At 70.6% G+C, this 20,800-nt stretch carries 3 protein-coding genes; 2 read left to right on the forward strand and 1 reads right to left on the reverse strand.

Annotated features, from left to right (window positions below):
* Window positions 1–25: 25 nt before the first annotated feature.
* Complete coding sequence (locus tag ABZ953_RS09820) at window positions 26–193, reverse strand: hypothetical protein (protein WP_361720212.1); 168 nt, start codon at window positions 191–193, stop codon at window positions 26–28.
* On the opposite strand from ABZ953_RS09820, the gene ABZ953_RS09825 reads away from it, so the two are divergent.
* Together ABZ953_RS09825 and ABZ953_RS09830 are read left to right on the forward strand one after the other, a co-directional pair.
* Entirely contained in the window at window positions 128–7,957 is a 7,830-nt protein-coding gene (locus ABZ953_RS09825; protein ID WP_361720162.1) for an amino acid adenylation domain-containing protein, read from the forward strand. The genes ABZ953_RS09820 and ABZ953_RS09825 overlap by 66 nt on opposite strands.
* Entirely contained in the window at window positions 7,954–20,733 is a 12,780-nt protein-coding gene (locus ABZ953_RS09830) for an amino acid adenylation domain-containing protein (protein WP_361719540.1), read from the forward strand. The genes ABZ953_RS09825 and ABZ953_RS09830 overlap by 4 nt, the downstream gene beginning before the upstream one ends.
* Window positions 20,734–20,800: the final 67 nt, after the last annotated feature.

Here is a 20,800-nt window from a genome sequence, read left to right on the forward strand (position 1 = left end):
CTGGGCCGTCACGAGCTTTTCACTTTCATCTGTCCGGCCATCCGTGCGGCAATTTTTCGGAGGTAGAGACTTGTTCGTCAGTGCCGGCACTGCGCTGCCCTTGACGGCCGCGCAACGCGAAATATGGATCGCCGAGCAGCGGCTTGGGGAAGCGAACCGGGTTTTCCGGGTGGGTGAATTCCTGGAGATTCACGGGCCGGTGGATCCGGCGCTGTTCGAGCAGGCGCTGCTGCTGGTCGTCGCTGAAGCGGACGCCCTGCACGTCGGCTTCGTCGAGGAGCGCGGCGAGGTACGGCAGGTCGTCCGTGAGATCGGCGACTGGTCACCCTCTCTGGTCGATCTCAGCGCGGAGCCGGACCCCGAACGAGCCGCCCGCGACTGGCTGGACGACGCGGTCGCCCGGCCGATGGACCTGGCAGAGGACCGGCTCTTCGAGTACGCGCTCCTGCGCCTCGCCGCCGATCGCTTCTACTGGTACCAGGGCTACCACCATGCCGTGATGGACGCCTTCGGGTCGCTGCTGATCACCCGCCGGGTCGCGGACGTCTACACCGCGCTCGTCCAGGGCGGTCCGGTGCCGCCGAGCCCGTTCGGTTCCCCGTCCGACCTGCTGGCTGCCGAACAGGACTATCGCGATTCTGAACGATTCGCCGAAGACCGGGCGTACTGGACCGAGCACTTCGCCGACCACCCCGAGCCGACCGGGATCGTCGATCGCCCGTCCACCACCCCCGACCACTACCTCCGGCACACCGCCGCCCTGGACCCCGACGGCCTGACGGAGCTGCGCGAGGCGGCCCGCCGGGCAAGAGTCCCCTGGTCGTACCTGGTCCTCACCGCCACAGCCCTCTATCTGCATCGGACGACCGGCGCGTCGACCGTGGTGCTCGGCCTGCCGGTGACGGCGCGCCTGAACCAGGTCCAGCGTCGCACGCCCGGCACAGCCGCCAACGTCCTGCCGCTCAGGCTCCTGCTCCGGCCGGACATGACACTCCGCGAACTTCTCGACCAGGTGGGGAAGCGGATATTCGAACTGGGCAGCCACCAGCGCTACCGTGCCGAGGACCTCCAGCGCGACCTCGATCTGCCCGGCCACGCCGGGTCTTGGTACGCACCGGTCGTCAACATCATGTCCTTCGATTACGCGGTGACCTTCGCCGGCCTGCCGACCACTGCGCACAATCTCACCTCGGGCCTGGTGGGCGACCTCACACTCGCCGTATGGGACCGACGCGACGGCACCGGACTGACCCTCGACCTCAACGCCCATCCCGAAATCTGCGCGGACCGCGAACTGGCCGCACACCATGGGCGTTTGCTCACCGCCCTGCGGGCCGTCACGGCGACGGAACCTTCCCTGCCGATCGGCCGGATCGACCTGCTCACCGAGGAGGAGCGGGCCGCCGCCCTGGCCGTCCCCGACGACATCCCTCCGATGACGGAGGCCACGCTGACGGACCTGTTCGAGGCGCAGGTCCGCAACACCCCCGACGCGGCGGCTGTGACCTGCGGCGAGCTGACCACGACGTACCGGGAGCTGAATGAGCGGGCGAACCGACTTGCCCACCGGCTGACGGCCCGGGGCATGGGCCCCGAACGCGTCGTCGCGCTGGCCCTGCCCCGCTCCGCCGATCTGGTCGTGGCGATCCTGGCGACCCTCAAAGCGGGCGCGGCCTACCTGCCCCTCGATCCCGCATACCCCCAGGCCCGGCTGGCCCACATGGTCGGCGACGCGCGCCCCGGCCTGCTCCTCACGACCACGGCGGCGCAGACCAACCTCCCGGCCGGGCACGGCACTCCGGTCCTCTACCTGGACGCTCTGGACGCCCTGGACGACCCGGACGCGACCACCGCCCTCTCGCACAACCCCACTCCGGCCCTGGCGCCCGACCACCCCGCCTACGTCATCTACACCTCCGGCTCCACCGGACAACCCAAGGGCGTCCTCAACACCCACCGGAACGTGGTGCGGTTGTTCGACGCCACCCGGAAGTGGTTCGGCTTCGGCCCGGACGACGTCTGGACGCTGTTCCACTCGTACGCCTTCGACTTCTCCGTCTGGGAGCTGTGGGGAGCGCTGCTGCACGGCGGGCGGCTGGTCGTGGTGCCCTATGAGATCAGCCGGACACCGGGCGCGTTCCTCGACCTGCTGGCCGAGGAACGCGTCACCGTCCTCAACCAAACCCCGTCGGCGTTCTACCAATTGGCTCAGGCCGACGCGGCTGCCCAAGCGGATGCCCAAGACGAGGCCGACGCCCACCGGATGACCGGCCAACTCCGCCTGCGAGCCGTGGTGTTCGGTGGCGAGGCGCTACAGCCGTCCCGCCTCGCCGACTGGTACGAGCGGCACCCCGGTGACGCGCCGACACTGATCAACATGTACGGCATCACCGAGACCACCGTGCATGTGACGTATCAGCCCCTGAACCGCCGGCGGGTCACGGCCGAAGCGGCCAGCGTGATCGGTGTCGGCCTTCCTGATCTGCGCACCTATGTGCTGGACGGCGCACTGCAGTTGGTGGCACCCGGGGTCGTGGGTGAGCTGTACGTCGCGGGCGGCGGCGTGGCTCGCGGCTACCTCGGCCGACCGGGCCTGACGGCCGAACGCTTCATCGCGGATCCGTACGCCGCCCGACCCGGCACCCGTATGTACCGCACCGGCGACCTGGTGCGGCGCAATCCCGACGGCGAGCTGGAGTTCGTGGGGCGTGCCGACGATCAAGTCAAGATCCGCGGGTTCCGTATCGAACCCGGCGAGGTCGAAGCCGTGTTGACCGACCACCCACGCGTCGCCGAGGCGACGGTGACGGTCCGTCAGGAACCCGCCGGTGGCGGCCGCCTGGTGGCCTACGTGGTCGCGCGGGACGCCCTGGAGGCCGAGGACGTACGGGAGTTCGCGCGCGGCCGACTGCCCGAGTACATGGTCCCGGCCGTCGTCGTCCTCCTCGACCGCATGCCGCTGACGGCCAACGGAAAGCTGGACAAGGCCGCGCTCCCGGAGCCGGACTTCTCGGTGCCGGCTGCGGGGCGGGAGGCGCGTACGCCGCAGGAGCAGATCGTGTGCGAGCTGTTCGCGCAGGTCCTCGGGGTGCCACGGGTCGGGGTCGACGACCACTTCTTCGATCTGGGCGGGCATTCCCTGCTGGCCACGCGTCTGATCGCCCAGCTCCGGTCCACCTTCGGGGTGGAGCTGGAGCTGCGCCTGTTGTTCGAGGGGCCGACCCCGGCCGCGGTGGCCGCCCGCCTCGACACCGCGGGACCCGGACGCCTCACGCTTGCCCCGCGGCAGCGGCCGCCGGTCGTTCCCCTCTCCTCGGCCCAGCGGCGGCTCTGGTTCCTGGCCCGGATGCAGGGGCCGAGCGCCACCTACAACATCCCGCTCGTCGTGCGGCTGTCCGGCGAGTTGGACCACAACGCGTTGAGAGCCGCGCTGGGTGACGTGGTGGCCCGGCACGAGAGTCTGCGGACGGTGTTCCCGGAGGCCGAGGGCGTGCCGTGCCAGCAGGTGCTGGCGCCCGATGCGGCCGTGCCGCGTTTGGCCGTCACCCCGACGACGGAGGCCGAACTGCCGGCCGCGCTGGAGGCGGGCGCCCGATACGCCTTCGACCTCGCAACCGAACCTCCGCTGCGCGCGGAGCTGTTCTCGCTGTCGGCGCGGGAGCACGCGCTCCTGGTCGTGGTGCATCACATCGCCGCTGACGGCTGGTCGATGGGTCCGCTGTCCCGCGAGCTGACGGAGGCGTACGCGGCACGTGCGCAGGGGCAGGCACCGGACTGGCCCGAACTTCCGGTCCAGTACGCCGACTACACCCTGTGGCAGAACGAGCTCCTCGGCGACCAGAACGACCCCGACAGCGTCTTCGCCACGCAGATCGACTACTGGACCCGCGTCCTCGCCGACCTGCCCGACCAGCTCACCCTGCCCACCACTCGCCCCCGCCCGGCCGTCATGACCTACCGGGGCGACTACCTCACCGTCGACATCGACCCCGTACTCCACCAGCGCCTCTCCGACCTCGCACGGTCGACCGGCGCCAGCCTCTTCATGGTCCTCCAGGCAGGACTCGCCGCCCTCCTCACCCGCCTCGGCGCGGGCGAGGACATTCCGCTGGGCAGCCCCATCGCGGGCCGCACCGACCAGAGCCTCGACCACCTCGTCGGGTTCTTCGTGAACACGCTGGTCCTGCGCACGGATACGTCGGGCAATCCGACGCTCACCGAGCTGATCACGCGGGTGCGTGAGATGTCGCTGGCCGCCTATGCCCACCAGGACGTCCCCTTCGAGTACCTCGTGGAGCACCTCAATCCCACGCGTACTCTCGCCCACCACCCCCTCTTTCAGGTCATGCTCGCCCTGCAGAACGCCCCAGAGAGCGAGTTCGAACTCCCTGGGCTGCAAGCGGGTGTCGAGCTGGGCAGGACCGGCACGGCCAAGTTCGACCTGTTCTTCAGCCTGGCGGAGCAGCGCGGCGCGCGTGGTGAGCCGCAGGGGATTTCGGGTGCGGTGGAGTACTCCAGCGACCTCTACGACGCATCCACCGTCCAGGCCCTCTTCGACCGCTGGATACGTCTGCTGGACACGGCCACCGCCCATCCCGAGCAGCCTCTCAGCACGATCGGCATCTTGTCCGGCGAGGAGTACCGCGAGGTCGTCGGCGACTTCAACGACACGGCTCTGTCTCTGCCTCTGTCTCTGCCGGAGGTGTCTCTTGGGGCGCTCTTCTCGCGGCAGGTGGTCAAGACGCCGGGTGCGCCCGCTGTCACGGACGGGGAGACGTCCCTGACGTATGAGCAACTCGACGCCTGCGCCAATCAGTTCGCCCACGAGCTGATCGCCAGGGGAGTACGCCCCGGCGACTCCGTCGCCGTCCTGCTCCGGCGATCCCCTGAGACCGTCACCGCCGTACTCGGGCTGATGAAGGCGGGCGCCGTCTACGTCCCGCTCGACGCACGCTATCCGGCCGAGCGCATCCGCCACGTCCTCGCCGACACCGGCGCCACGCTCATCGTGACCGACGAGACCTCGCAGACGGAACTCACGTCGCTGCCAGCAGACTTGCTCGTCATCGGCCGCACCGCTTGGGAGGGCGACTGCGCGGCGCCGAACGTGACTGTCGCTCCGGATGCTGCGGCGTATGTGATGTATACGTCTGGTTCGACGGGGGTTCCCAAGGGTGTGGTGGTCACGCACCGCAATGTCGGTGCGCTGGCGTTGGACCCCCGTTTTGATGGGCGGGCGCATGAGCGGGTGCTGCTGCATTCGCCGATGGCTTTCGACGCGTCGACGTATGAGCTGTGGGTGCCGCTGCTCAACGGGGGGACCGTGGTGGTCGCTCCTGTTGGTGATCTTGATGTGTCTGCTCTGCACCGTGTTGTCACCGAGCGGCAGGTCACCGCGTTGTGGCTGACCAGTTCGTTGTTCGATGTGGTTGCCGAGCATGCTCCGGAGTGTCTGGCCGGGGTGCGGCAGGTGTGGACCGGGGGAGAGGCGGTGTCTGCTGCGTCGGTGCGGCGGGTGCTGGAGGTGTGCCCTGGCGTGAGTGTGGTGGATGGGTATGGGCCGACGGAGACGACCACGTTTGCGACCTGCTATCCGGTCGTCCGGCCTTGCACGGATGGGCCGGTGGTGCCGATCGGTCGTCCGATGGCGGGTATGCGTGCCTATGTGCTCGATGCCGGTCTGCAGCCGGTGGTGCCGGGTGTGATCGGGGAGTTGCATGTCGGGGGTGCGGGTCTGGCGCGTGGTTATCTGCGTCGGCCGGGTCTGACGGCGGAGCGTTTCGTCGCTGATCCGTACGGGGACGGGCCGGGGGCGCGGATGTATCGCACCGGTGACCTGGTGCGTCAACGTCCGGACGGTGTCCTTGAGTTCGTGGGGCGGGTCGATCAGCAGGTCAAGATTCGTGGGTTTCGTATCGAGCCCGGGGAGATCGAGGCCGTGCTGGCCGGGCATCCCGACATCGCTCAGGCCGCCGTCGTCGTCCACGAGGACCAGCCCGGCACCCCCCGCCTCCTCGCCTACATCGTCACCGACACGACGCCGGAAGACCTGCGTGAGTTCGCGCGGCGACGGCTGCCGGACTACATGCTTCCGTCCGTGTTCGTCACGCTGGACCGCTTGCCGTTGACGGCCAACGGCAAGCTCGACGCCGCCGCTCTGCCCGCCCCCGGCCCGGCCGTACGGGCTGATGCGGGGAGCCGTGAGCCGCGCACCGCGCGCGAGCGGCTGCTCGGGGAGCTGTTCGCCCAGGCGCTTGGGGTGGACAGGGTCGGGTGCGACGACGACTTCTTCGTTCTCGGCGGGGACAGCATCGTCTCGATCCGCCTGGTCAGCCTGGCGCGTTCGGCGGGCATCGGATTCGCGGTGCGGGACGTCTTCGAGCAGCGGACCGTGGCCGGACTCGCCGAGGTCGCCGACGAACTCGCCGGGTCGGTCCCGGAGTCCGACGACTCCGGCGTCGGGAGGGTGGAACCGACCCCGATCATGCGCTGGTTCGACGCGCGGGGCGGCGCGATCGACGCGTTCCACCAGGCCATGTTGCTGGATGTGCCGGCCGGCCTTGGCGAGGACCGTCTCACCGCGGCCGTGCAGGCGCTCGTCGACCACCATGACGCGCTGCGGCTGACCCGGACGCCGGGTGGCCCGGACGACCCGGCGTGGGTGCTGGAGGTCGGACCGGTCGGTTCCGTGACGGCCGCCGACTTGGTGCACGTCGTGGACCTCGGCGGCGCCGACGTCGACGAGGCCCTGATCTACGACCAGGTGAAGGCGGCGACCGCCCGGCTGTCGGCCGAGCGGGGGCCGCTGCTCCAGGTGGTTTGGTTCGACGCCGGACCGGACCGGTCCGGCAGGCTGCTGTTCCAGGTCAACCATCTCGTGGTGGACGGGGTGTCCTGGCGGATCCTTCTGCCGGATCTCATCGCCGCCTGGGAGGCGGTCGGGCTCGGCAGCCCGCCCCGCCTCGAGCCGGTGGGCACCTCGCTGCGCCGCTGGTCGGGGCTGCTGGCAGCGGAGGCCCGGCGACCGGGCCGCGCCGCCGAGGCGACGCTGTGGGCCGACCTGCTCACTGCCGCCGACCCGCCGCTGACAGCAGGAAGGCTGGATCCCGTACGGGACACGGTGGGCCGGGCCCGCGAACTCACGCTCTCCCTCCCGCCCGACGTCACCGCCCCGCTCCTGACCACCGTGCCGACGGCCTTCCACGCAGGGGTGGACGACGTTCTGCTGACCGCCCTCGGCCTGGCGGTCGCCCAGTGGCGCAGGGGCCACGCCCGTGGTCGGCACACCGCGGTCCTGGTGGACGTGGAGGGGCACGGGCGCGAGGAGATCATTGAGGGCGTGGACCTGGCACGCACCGTGGGCTGGTTCACTTCGCTGTATCCCGTCCGCGTCGACCCGGGCCCGCTGGCCTGGGACGAGGTCGTCGACGGCGGGGCGGCTCTCGGGCAGGCCCTGAAACGGGTCAAGGAGCAGCTTCGGGCGCTGCCCGACCGGGGCATGGGCTTCGGTCTGCTGCGCCACCTCCATCCCGGGACCGGGCCGGAGCTGGCCGCGCTTGCCGTGCCGCAACTCGGATTCAACTACCTCGGCCGGTTCCCGTCGGCGGGGACACCGGTGGTTCCCGGCAATCCCGCCTGGACCGTGGCGTCGGAGACGGGTCTGCTGAGCGGCGCCGATCCGGGGACCGCCCTGGCGCACGGCATCGAGGTCAACTCCATGGTCCGTGACACCCCGGAAGGGCCGTGGCTTGAGGCCGTCTGGACGTGGGCCCCCGACCTCTGGCCCGAACAGCACGTCCGTGGCCTCGCCGAGCAGTGGTTCCAGGCCGTCAGCGGCCTGGTCCGGCACGGCGACCGGTCCGGCACGGGCGGCCATACGCCCTCGGACTTCCCCCTGACCGAACTGAGCCAGCACGACATCGAGCAGCTCGAAGCCGCGTGGAGGATTCAGAAATGACGCCGTCGGGCCTGGAAGACATCCTTCCCCTCTCTCCCATGCAGGAGGGGCTGCTGTTCCACTCCCGCTACGAGCAGGACGGGGCAGACGTCTATGCGGTGCAGCACGTCTTCGACGTCGCGGGCGCCCTCGACGCGGCGCGCCTGAGGGCGGCGGTCCGCGCCCTCGTACAGCGGCACCCGAACCTGCGCGCCGGGTTCCGGCAGGTGGATTCGGGACAGACCGTCCAACTGATCCCGCGTCACGTCGACGTGCCGTGGGAGGAGTTCGACCTGTCGCCGCTGCCGGCCGCCGAGGCGGAGGCGGAGCTGGTCCGGCTCGCCGCCAAGGAGCACGGCCGCCGCTTCGACCTGGCCGAGCCGCCGCTGCTACGCTTCGCCCTGGTGCGCCTTTCCGGGGCACACCACCGTCTGATCATGACCACCCACCACATCCTGCTCGACGGCTGGTCGATGCCCATCCTCGTCCGCGAGCTGGTCACGTTGTACGGCAGCGGCGGCGATGTCGCCGCGCTTCCCCGGGTGACCCCGTACCGGCAGTACCTGGACTGGCTCGCGCGGCAGGACCGGCCTGCGGCCGAGGCCGCCTGGCGCGAGGCGCTCGTCGGCCTGGAGCAGCCGACCCTGGTCACTCCGGCGGACCCGGCGCGGGCCGCCCGGATGCCGGAGCGGATCACCGTCGAGCTGGACGAGGACCGCACGGCGGCGCTCGCCGACTGGGCGCGTCGGCAGGGCGTGACCATGAACACCGTGCTGCAGGCCGCCTGGGGCCTGGCACTGAGTCGGCACACGGGGCAGGACGACGTGGTGTTCGGGGCCGTGGTGGCCGGGCGCGACCCGCAGCTGCGCGGCGTCGAGGCCATGGTGGGCCTGTTCATCAACATGGTGCCCGTACGGGTCGCGCTGGACCCGGCGCGGTCGCTGCTGTCCACCGTCCTGCGGCTCCAGGACGAGCAGACCCGGCTGACCGCGCACCATCACCTCGGTCTGGCCCGCATCCAGCAGTTGGCCGGTCCTGGTGACCTCTTCGACACGGCGATGGTGTTCGAGAACTACCCCTGGGACGAATCCGCCGAGCTGACGGGTACTGAGCGGCCGAACACCGGGCTGCCTGACACCGGCCTGCGCGTCACCCCTGACCTCGGCCGCGCGCGGGATGCGACCCACTATCCACTCACCCTGATCGCCGCCCCGGGGCGGCGTCTCTACCTCCGCCTCGACTTCCGTGACGATCTCGTCGACCGGGCCGCTGCCGCCGGATTCCTCGACCGGCTGACCCAGGTGCTCGACCTCGTCACCACCGACGCCGAGCGGCCGGTCGGACGGATCGACCTGCTCACCGACGAGGAGCGCACCACTCTGTCGGCCGTCCCCGACGAGGTTCCCCGGACGGCGGGGGCCACGCTGCCGGGGCTGTTCGAGGCACGGGTCGCCACGTCCCCTGACGTGCCCGCCCTGGTCTGTGACGAGACCACCCTGACCTACCGGGAACTCAACGAGCGAGCCAACCGCCTCGCCCATCTGCTCGCGGCCCGCGGCATCGGCCCCGAACACGTCGTCGCCCTCGCCCTGCCCCGCTCCGCCGACCTCGTCGTGGCCGTCCTCGCCGTCCTGAAGGCCGGTGCCGCCTATCTCCCCCTCGACCCCGACTACCCCCGGGCCCGCCTGGCCCACATGGTCGCCGACGCTCGCCCCGGCCTGCTCCTCACGACCACCACGACGCAGGCGGGCCTCCCCGCCCTACCCGACACCCCCGCCCTCCTCCTCGACGCCGAGGACACCCCCGCCGACCTCGCCGCACACCCGACCCACAACCCCGCCCCCGCCCTGGCACCCGGCCACCCCGCCTACGTCATCTACACATCCGGCTCCACCGGACGGCCCAAGGGCGTCGTCATGCCCGCGGGCGCCCTGCTGAACCTCCTGGAGTGGCACCACGGGGCGGTCGGCGGCGAACCGGGCACCAGGACCGCGCAGTTCACGGCGATCAGCTTCGACGTCTCCGCGCAGGAGGTGCTGTCGGCCCTCCTCTTCGGCAAGACGCTGGTGATCCCCGCTGAGGACGTCCGGCGTGACGCGGCCCGGTTCGCCGCGTGGCTCGACGACCACCGGGTGGAGGAGCTGTTCGCGCCGAACCTGGTCCTTGAAGCCCTCGCCGAGGCCGCCATCGAGCAGGGCCGGACGCTGCCGCGGCTGCGCACCGTCGCGCAGGCCGGTGAGGCGCTGACGCTGAGCCGCCCGGTCCGCGAGTTCTTCCGGTCGGTGCCGGGCCGCACCCTGCACAACCACTACGGCCCCACCGAGACACACGTGGTCACGGCCCACACCTTCGGCGACGATCCCGACCGGTGGCCGCTCTCCGCGCCGATCGGCCGGCCGATCGCCAACACCCGCGCCTATGTGCTGGGTTCCGGGCTCCAGCTGGTGGCGCCGGGTGTGGTGGGGGAGCTGTACATCGCGGGTGCGGCTGTGGCCCGCGGCTATCTGCACCGCCCCGGCCTCACAGCGGAGCGCTTCGTCGCCGACCCCTACGGCGGCGAACCGGGGGCCCGGATGTACCGCACCGGCGACCTGGTGCGCCACACCCCGGACGGCGTACTGGAGTTCATCGGCCGCGTCGACCACCAGGTCAAGATCCGCGGGTTCCGCGTCGAACCCGGCGAGATCGAGGCTGTCCTCGCCGACCACCCCGACATCGCTCAGGCCGCCGTGATCGCCCGCGAGGACGAGTCCGGCAGGGTCCGACTGGTGGCGTACGTGGTGGCGCGCGAGACGCTGCGGCAGGACGACGTACGGGAGTTCACCCGGCACCGGCTCCCCGATCACATGGTGCCCGCGGCCGTCGTGTTCCTGGAGCACCTTCCGCTGACGGCCATCGGCAAGCTGGACCGTGCGGCGTTGCCCGCGCCCGAGTCGGCGTCGGGTGGTGCGGGGCGGGAGGCGCGCACGCCGCAGGAGCAGATCGTGTGTGATCTGTTCGCGCAGGTGCTCGGGCTGCCGCGGGTCGGGGTGGACGACGACTTCTTCGAGCTGGGCGGGCACTCGCTTCTCGCCACTCGTCTGATCGCCCGCATGCGGGCCGCCTTCAGCGTCGAGATCGGCCTGCGCACGCTCTTCGAGGCCCGGACGGCCGGTGCGGTGGCGGCCCGCCTCGACACCGCGGGGCCCGCACGACTGGCCCTGTGCAGGCAGCAACTGCCCGACCCCGTACCGCTGTCCTTCGCCCAGCGTCGGCTGTGGTTCCTGCACAAGATGGAGGGGCCGAGCGCCACGTACAACATCCCGCTCGTCCTGCGGCTGACGGGCGAGCTGGACCGCGAGGCCCTGCGCGCGGCCGTGGGCGATGTGGTGGCCCGGCACGACAGCCTGCGCACCGTGTTCCCCGAAGCCGACGGCACCCCGCACCAACACGTCCTCGACTCCGTCGCCGTCGAGCTGCCCGCCACCGGGATCACCGAGGCGGAGCTGCCGGACGTCCTCACGTCGGCGGCCCGCCACCCCTTCGACCTCGCGGCCGAACCGCCCCTGCGCGCCGAGCTGTTGCGCCTCGCACCCGACCGGCACGTCCTCCTTCTCGTCCTGCATCACATCGCGGGTGACGGTTGGTCGTTGGGTCCTTTGGCGGCTGATCTGGCGCGTGCTTATACGGCGCGGGTGCGGGGGGAGGTGCCGGGGTGGTCGGAGCTTGCGGTGCAGTACGCGGATTACACGTTGTGGCAGAACGAGCTGTTGGGTGATCAGGATGATCCGGACAGTCTGTTCGCGACGCAGATCGATTACTGGACGCGGACGTTGGCGGGGTTGCCGGATCAGTTGTCGCTGCCGACGGACCGGCCGCGTCCGGCGGTGATGTCGTATCGCGGGGACTATGTCACGGTCGACATCGATCCGGTGCTGCATCAGCGTCTGGCGGATCTCGCGCGGGCCACGGGTGCGAGTCTGTTCATGGTGTTGCAGGCGGGTCTCGCGGCGCTTCTGACGCGGCTGGGCGCGGGGCGCGACATTCCGCTGGGCAGCCCCATCGCGGGACGTACCGACCAGAACCTCGACCACCTCGTCGGCTTCTTCGTCAACACCCTCGTCCTGCGCACGGACACCACCGGCAACCCCACCCTCGCCCAGCTCATCAACCGCGTCCGCGAGACCTCCCTCGCCGCCTACGCCCACCAGGACGTCCCCTTCGAGTACCTCGTGGAGCACCTCAACCCCACGCGCACCCTCGCCCACCACCCCCTCTTCCAGGTCATGCTCGCCTTGCAGAACGCTCCCGAGGCGGCCTTCCAGCTGCCCGGTCTGCACATCGACGTGGCGCCCGGCCGCACGCACACAGCGAAGTTCGACCTGTTCATCAGCCTGGCCGAGCAGCGCGGCGATCGGGGCGAGCCGCAGGGGATTTCGGGCGCGGTGGAGTACTCCAGCGACCTCTACGACGCTTCGACCGTCCAGGCCCTCTTCGACCGCTGGATACGTCTCCTCGACGAGGCCACCAGCCACCCCGACCAACCCCTCGACGACATCGACCTCCTCACCTCCGAGGAACACCAACAGGTGCTCGACACCTGGTCGGACACCGAGGCAGAGGTCGGCGAGGACCTTCTGCCCGTGCGCTTCGCCGAGCAGGCGCGGGCCACGCCGGATGCCGTGGCCCTGATCGCCGGGGACACCACCCTCACGTACGCGGAACTGAACAGCAGCGTCAACCGGCTGGCGCACGCCCTGCTGCGCCGGGGCGCCGGACCGGACACGGTGATCGCGCTCGCCCTGCCGCGCTCGGCCGACCTGGTGGTCGCTCTCCTGGCGGTGCTCAAGACCGGTGCCGCGTACCTGCCACTTGACCCGGACCATCCGTCCGGGCGCATCGCATACGTGCTGGCGGACGCAGAGCCGACGCTGCTGCTCACCACCCTGGCGACGGACGCGCAGCTGCCGACCGGCGACAGCACGCCGCAGCGCCTTGTGCTGGACTCCGCGGCCGTACAGGCGTTGCTGGCCGACTGCCCCGACACCGAACCGGCCGACGCCGAGCGTGCCGCGCCGCTGCGCGCCGCCGACGCCGCATACGTGATCTACACGTCCGGCTCGACCGGCCGTCCCAAAGGCGTGGTCGTGCCGCACGCCGCCCTGCTCAACTTCCTGGAGGGCATGCGGCAGAAGGTGCCGCTGAGGCCCGACGAGCGGCTGCTCGCGGTCACCACGGTCGCCTTCGACATCGCGGCGCTGGAGTTGTACCACCCGCTGCTCTCGGGTGCCGCGGTCGTCCTCGCACCGAAGGAGGCCGTACCCCAGCCGTCCGCCGTGCTCGACCTGATGGCCCGGCACCGTGTCACCGTCGTGCAGGGGACGCCGTCACTGTGGCAACTCCTCGTCGCACACGAGCCGGAGGCCCTGCGCGGGCTGCGTGTGCTGGTGGGCGGCGAGGCGCTGCCCGTCGCCCTTGCCGACTCGCTGCGGACCCTCACCGAGGACCTCACCAACCTGTACGGGCCGACCGAGACCACCATCTGGTCGACCGCCGCGGACCTGGCCGGCACCACGGGTGCCCCGTCGATCGGCCGACCGATCGCCAACACCCGGGTGTACGTCCTCGACGGCGGACTGCGGCTGGTCCCGCCCGGCGTGGTGGGGGAGTTGCACATCGCGGGTGCGGGTGTGGCCCGCGGCTACCTGGGCCGTCCGGGTCTGACGGCGGAGCGTTTCGTCGCCGACCCGTACGGCGGGGAGCCCGGCGCCCGCATGTACCGCACCGGCGACCTGGTACGCCAACTGCGCAACGGCGAGCTGGAGTTCATCGGCCGCGTCGACCACCAGGTCAAGATCCGCGGATTCCGCATCGAACCCGGCGAGATCGAGACCGTACTCGCCGACCACCCCGACATCGCCCAGGCCGCCGTCGTCGTCCGCGAGGACGAGCCGGGGGACGCCAGGCTGGCCGCATATGTCGTCGCCGACACGTCGGCGCACACGTATGACGAGGAGGTCGAGCGGAACCAGCTGAGCGAGTGGCAGGACCTGTACGACTCCGTCTACACCAGCGCGCCCAGGACGGCGTTCGGCGAGAACTTCGCGAGCTGGATCAGCAGCTACGACGGCAGACCCATCCCGCTGCCCGAGATGCGGGAGTGGCGCGACACGACCGTCGACCGCATCAAGGCGCTCCGCCCGCGCCGCGTTTTGGAGATCGGCGTGGGCACCGGGCTGCTCCTCGCCGGGCTTGCACCCGCGTGCGAGGAATACTGGGGGACCGACTTCTCACCCACCGTCATCAAGGACCTTCAGCAGCACGTCGACGCCGATCCGGTCCTCGCCTCCCGCGTCCGTCTGCACACGCGGCCCGCCCACGACTTCGACGGCCTCCCCGCAGGCCACTTCGACACGATCGTTCTCAACTCCGTCGCCCAGTACTTCCCGAGCGCCGGGTATCTGGAACAGGTCGTCGCAGGCGCCGTCCGCGCGCTCGCTCCCGGCGGGGCCCTCTTCATCGGCGATGTCCGCAATCCGCGGCTGCTGCGCACCTTCGCCTCCGCCGTCCACACCGCGCGCGCCGACGACCCGGCGGACGCCACCGCGGTGCGCCGCGCGGTGGAGCAGAGCCTGGTCCTGGAGAAGGAACTCCTCGTGGACCCGGAGTACTTCGCCGCGCTCGCCCACCACATCCCCGACCTCGCAGGCACCGACATCCAGCTCAAACGCGGCACCGTCCACAACGAACTCACCCGCTACCGCTACGACGCCACCCTCTACAAAACCGGCATCACCCCCCACCCCCTCACCGACACACCCATCCGCCCCTGGCCCCGGCACACTGATCCCGGCGCCGGCCTCACCGACCTGCGCCATCACATCGAAACCGAACGCCCCGCCGAACTCCGCGTCACCGGCGTCCCGAACCCCCGGCTCGCCGGTGAACTCGCCATCCAGCACACGCTCTACGGCGACACACCTCCCGCCGCCGACACCGCGTGGCCCCACGTCACCCTGGAAGCCTTCCAGGCTCTGGCGGAAGAGCTCGGGTACTGGACCGGCATCACCTGGAGCACCCACGACGGCGACACCGTCGACATCCTCCTCCTCGACCGGAATCGGCCTGCCGAAGGCACCCTTGTCGGCACTTACGCGCCTGCCGGTTCGAGCACCTCCGCCACACCCCTGTCGACCTGGACGACCAACCCCGCGGCCCGCCGCGGCACCGGCGCCCTCGTTACCGCGCTCCGCGAGCACAGCCGCCACCATCTGCCCGACTACATGGTCCCGGCGTTCATCGTCCCCCTCGACCGGCTCCCCCTGACGGCCAACGGCAAGCTGGACCGTGCGGCGTTGCCCGCGCCCGAGTTCACGTCGGGCGGTGCGGGGCGGGAGGCACGTACGCCGCAGGAGCAGATCGTGTGCGACCTGTTCGCGCAGGTCCTCGGGCTGCCGCGGGTCGGGGTGGACGACGACTTCTTCCACCTGGGCGGGCACTCGCTCCTCGCCACTCGTCTGATCGCCCAGGTCCGGGCAGTCTTCGGCGTCGAGCTGGAGCTGCGCTCGCTCTTCGAGGGGCCGACGCCGACCGAGGTGGCCGCGCTCCTGGACACCGCGGGCCCCGGCCGACTGGCGCTCGCGCAACGGCAGCGGCCCGACGTCATGCCGCTGTCCTTCGCCCAGCGACGGCTGTGGTTCATCCACAAGATGGAGGGCCCCAGCGCCACGTACAACATTCCGCTGGCCCTGCGGCTGACGGGTGAGCTGGACCGCGACGGGCTGCGGGCCGCGCTGGGTGACGTGGTGGCCCGGCACGAGAGCCTGCGGACGGTGTTCCCGGAGGCCGAGGGCGTGCCGTACCAGCAGGTCCTGCCGCCCGAGACGGCCGTCCCACGGCTCACCGTCACACGGACGACCGAGGCGGAGCTGCCGGACATACTCACGTCGGCGGCCCGCCACCCCTTCGACCTCGCGGCCGAACCGCCCCTGCGCGCCGACCTGTTCGAGCTGTCGTCACAGGAGTACGTGCTGCTGGTGGTGGTCCATCACATCGCGGGTGACGGTTGGTCGTTGGGTCCTTTGGCGGCTGATCTGGCGCGTGCCTATACGGCGCGGGTACGGGGGGAGGCGCCGGGGTGGTCGGAGCTTGCGGTGCAGTACGCGGATTACACGTTGTGGCAGAACGAGCTGCTGGGTGATCAGGATGATCCGGACAGTCTGTTCGCGACGCAGATCGAGTACTGGACGCGGACGTTGGCGGGGTTGCCGGATCAGTTGTCGCTGCCGACGGACCGGCCGCGTCCGGCGGTGATGTCGTATCGCGGGGACTATGTCACGGTCGACATCGATCCGGTGCTGCATCAGCGTCTGGCGGATCTCGCGCGGGCCACGGGTGCGAGTCTGTTCATGGTGTTGCAGGCGGGTCTCGCGGCGCTCCTGACGCGGCTGGGCGCGGGGCGCGACATCCCGCTGGGCAGCCCCATCGCGGGACGTACGGATCACAGTCTCGATCATCTGATCGGGTTCTTCGTGAACACGCTGGTCCTGCGTACGGATACGTCGGGCAATCCGACGCTCACCGAGCTGATCACGCGGGTGCGTGAGACGTCGCTGGCCGCCTACGCCCACCAGGACGTCCCCTTCGAGTACCTCGTGGAGCACCTCAACCCCACGCGCACCCTCGCCCACCACCCCCTCTTCCAGGTCATGCTGGCGCTGCAAAATGCTCCCGAGGCCGCCTTCCAGCTGCCCGGTCTGCACATCGACGTAGCGCCCGGCCGCACCCACACAGCGAAGTTCGACCTGTTCATCAGCCTGGCGGAGCAGCGCGGCGCGCGTGGTGAGCCGCAGGGGATTTCGGGCGCGGTGGAGTACTCCAGCGACCTCTACGACGCTTCGACCGTCCAGGCTCTCTTCGATCGCTGGATACGTTTGCTGGACGCGGCCACCGCCCATCCCGACCAGCCTCTCAGCACGATCGGCATCTTGTCCGGTGAGGAGTACCGCGAGGTCGTCGGCGACTTCAACGACACGGCTCTGCCGCTGCCTCTGCCGGAAGCATCTCTTGGGGCGCTCTTCTCGCGGCAGGTGGTCAAGACCCCGGGTGCGCCCGCCGTCACGGACGGCGAGACGTCCCTGACGTATGAGCAACTCAACGCCTGCGCCAACCAGTTCGCCCACGAGCTGGCCGCCAGGGGAGTACGCCCCGGCGACTCCGTCGCGGTGCTTCTGCCCCGTTCCGTCGCGACGCTCACCACCGTTCTGGCCCTGACGAAGGCCGGTGCCGTCCATGTGCCGCTCGATGAGCGCTACCCGGCCGAGCGCATCCGCCACGTCCTCGCCGACACCGGCGCCCGCCTGCTGGTCACCGACGACCTTTCGGACCACCGGCCAGGCACTGAGACATGTGAGGTGATCCGGCCGGCCGAGGTGGGCGTTCCCGGGTCCGACATCGCGGACCCCGAGGTCACCGTCCATCCCGATGCTGCGGCGTATGTGATGTATACGTCTGGTTCGACGGGGGTTCCCAAGGGTGTGGTGGTCACGCACCGCAATGTCGGTGCGCTGGCGTTGGATCCCCGTTTTGATGGGCGGGCGCATGAGCGGGTGTTGCTGCATTCGCCGATGGCTTTCGATGCGTCGACGTATGAGCTGTGGGTGCCGCTGCTCAACGGGGGGACTGTCGTGGTCGCTCCTGCTGGTGATCTTGATGTGTCTGCTCTGCACCGTGTTGTCACCGAGCGGCAGGTCACCGCGTTGTGGCTGACCAGTTCGTTGTTCGATGTGGTTGCCGAGCATGCTCCGGAGTGTCTGGCCGGGGTGCGGCAGGTGTGGACCGGGGGAGAGGCGGTGTCTGCTGCGTCGGTGCGGCGGGTGCTGGAGGTGTGCCCTGGCGTGAGTGTGGTGGATGGGTATGGGCCGACGGAGACGACCACGTTCGCGACCTGCTATCCCGTCGTCCGGCCCTGCACGGATGGGCCGGTGGTGCCGATCGGTCGTCCGATGGCGGGTATGCGTGCCTATGTGCTCGATGCCGGTCTGCAGCCGGTGGCGCCGGGTGTGATCGGGGAGTTGCATGTCGGGGGTGCGGGTCTGGCGCGTGGTTACCTGCGTCGGCCGGGTCTGACGGCGGAGCGTTTCGTCGCTGATCCGTACGGGGACGGGCCGGGGGCGCGGATGTATCGCACCGGTGACCTGGTGCGTCAACGTCCGGACGGTGTCCTTGAGTTCATGGGGCGGGCCGATCAGCAGGTCAAGATTCGTGGGTTTCGTATCGAGCCCGGGGAGATCGAGGCCGTGCTCGCCGGGCATCCCGACATCGCTCAGGCCGCCGTCGTCGTCCACGAGGACCAGCCCGGCACCCCCCGCCTCCTCGCCTACGTCGTCACCGACAACCGCACGACAGCCTCCAGCGGCGAGGAGGAGCGGAGCCAGATCGGGGAGTGGCAGGATCTCTACGACTCGCTGTATGCCGAGCCGGGTTCGGAGTTCGGTGAGGACTTCTCCGGATGGAACAGCAGCTACGACGGGCAACCCATCCCGCTGCCCGCCATGCGCGAGTGGCGTGCGGCCACCATCGAACGGATCACGGCGCTCCGCCCGCGCCGCGTGCTGGAGATCGGCGTGGGGACCGGGCTGCTCCTCGCCGGGCTTGCACCCGAGTGCGAGGAGTACTGGGGGACGGACTTCTCACCCACCGTCGTGGAAGCGCTGCGGCGCCACGTCGACGCCGACCCCGAGCTGGCTCGGCGTGTGACCCTGCGGGTGCAGGCCGCACATGAGCACGGCGAGCTGCCGCAGGGCCACTTCGACACGGTCGTGCTCAACTCCGTCGTGCAGTACTTCCCGAACTCCGGCTACCTGGAACAGGTCATCGAGCAGGCCTTCCGACTGCTCGCTCCCGGCGGCGCCTTGTTCATCGGCGATGTCCGCAACCCGCGGCTGCTGCGCACCTTCACCAGCGCGGTCCAGGCGGCCTGCGCCGACGACCCGGCGGATACCACCGCGGTGCGCCGCGCGGTGGAGCAGAGCCTGGTCCTGGAGAAGGAACTCCTCGTGGACCCGGAGTACTTCGCCGCGCTCGCCCACCACATCCCCGACCTCGCGGGCACCGACATCCAGCTCAAACGCGGCACCGCCCACAACGAACTCACCCGCTACCGCTACGACGCCACCCTCTACAAAACCGGCATCACCCCCCACCCCCTCACCGACACACCCACCCGCCCCTGGCCCCGGAAGCTCGACGCCCTCGCCGAGCAGTTGCGCACCACCCGTCCCGAGCAGCTGCGGGTGACCGGCGTCCCGAACGCACGCATCGCCCACGACCTGGCCGTGCAGCACGCCCTCGAAGCCGGGACGGCGCCGACCGGCCCGCCCGCGCCCGGTATCGATCCGGAGGAGCTGCACAGGCTGGGGGAGGAGCACGGATACCGGACCGCGGTCAGCTGGAGCACGCACGACCCGGCCGCCGTCGACGTCACCTACGTCCAGTGCGGACTCCTGGAAGACCGTGTCGCCGTCGGTGCGTACGCCCCGGCGGGCACCGCCGGTGCCGATACGCCGCTGGCCTCCTGGACCACAAGCCCGGCCGCGGGACGGGACACCGGCGCCCTGCTCATCGCTCTGCGCGAGCACACCCGCAGCCTGCTGCCCGATTACATGCGCCCCGCCGCCATCGTCCCCCTCGACCGGTTGCCGCTCACCGCCAACGGCAAGCTCGACCGCGTCGCGCTCCCCACGTTCGCGCCGGAGCGCGCCGACATCGGCCGGGCACCGGCCACCCCGCAGGAACAGGTCGTGTGCGAGCTGTTCGCGGAGGTGCTCGGGCGGCCCGTCGTCGGTGTGGACGAGGACTTCTTCGACCTCGGCGGGCACTCGCTGCTGGCCACCCGCCTCATGGCCCGGCTGCGGGCCGCCTTCGGTGTCGAGCTGGGGCTGCGGAGCCTGTTCGAGGCGCCGACTCCGGGCGGGATCGCGGCCCGGCTCGAAGTCGACGACCCGGACGGCTCCTACGAGGTGGTACTGCCGCTGCGCGGCGGGGGCAGCAGGCCGCCGTTGTTCTTCATCCACCCGGGTGGTGGCATCAGCTGGTCGTACAGCGCACTGATCAAGCAACTCGATCCGCAGTACCCGCTGTACGGGATCCAGGCACGCGGCCTGGGCCGTCCGGAGCCACGGCCGGGCAGCATCGAGGAGATGGCGGTGGACTACGCCGACCGGATCCAGGGCGTGCAGCCGCACGGGCCCTACCACTTGGCGGGCTGGTCCTTCGGCGGCCTGTGCGCGCACGCGCTGGCCACGGAGTTCCGGCGGCGCGGCGAGCCGGTGGCGCTGGTCGCGGTGCTCGACGTGATCCCCGACTGGCAGGGCCTGACCCATGCGGACGTCCCCGCGCCCGACGACCGCGTGATGCTGCTCTACCACGTAGGGCTCGTCGACGACGGCACCCACAAGGAGGACGACGAGGAGATGACCTTCGCCAGGGCGCGGGAGATCCTGCGCCGCCAGGGCAGCGCGCTGGCCAACCTGGACGAGGAGAGGCTCGCGGCGATCACCGAGATCTCGGCGAACAACACCCACCTGACCATCGACTACCGGCCCGCCGCGATCGACGGCGACCTGCTGCTCATCGCCTGCTCGGAACAGCAGGACCCGCCGGTCGACGCCGCGGCCTGGCAGCCGTACGTCCGCGGCACAGTCGAAGCGCACGTGGTGCCCGGCGAGCACGGGACCATGCTGACCCGGCCGGACACGCTGGCCGAGATCGGCCGGATCCTGTCGGCCAAACTCCACGAACTCACCGGCGGCGAGTGACGTTCGCAGGCCGCCTTCCAGGCACACCCCGTCCGCCTTCTGTGAGGACCGACTCCCGAGGATTGAC

The sequence above is a fragment of the Streptomyces sp. NPDC046465 genome, from assembly GCF_040646035.1.
In the GTDB taxonomy this organism is placed as follows: Bacteria; Actinomycetota; Actinomycetes; order Streptomycetales; family Streptomycetaceae; genus Streptomyces.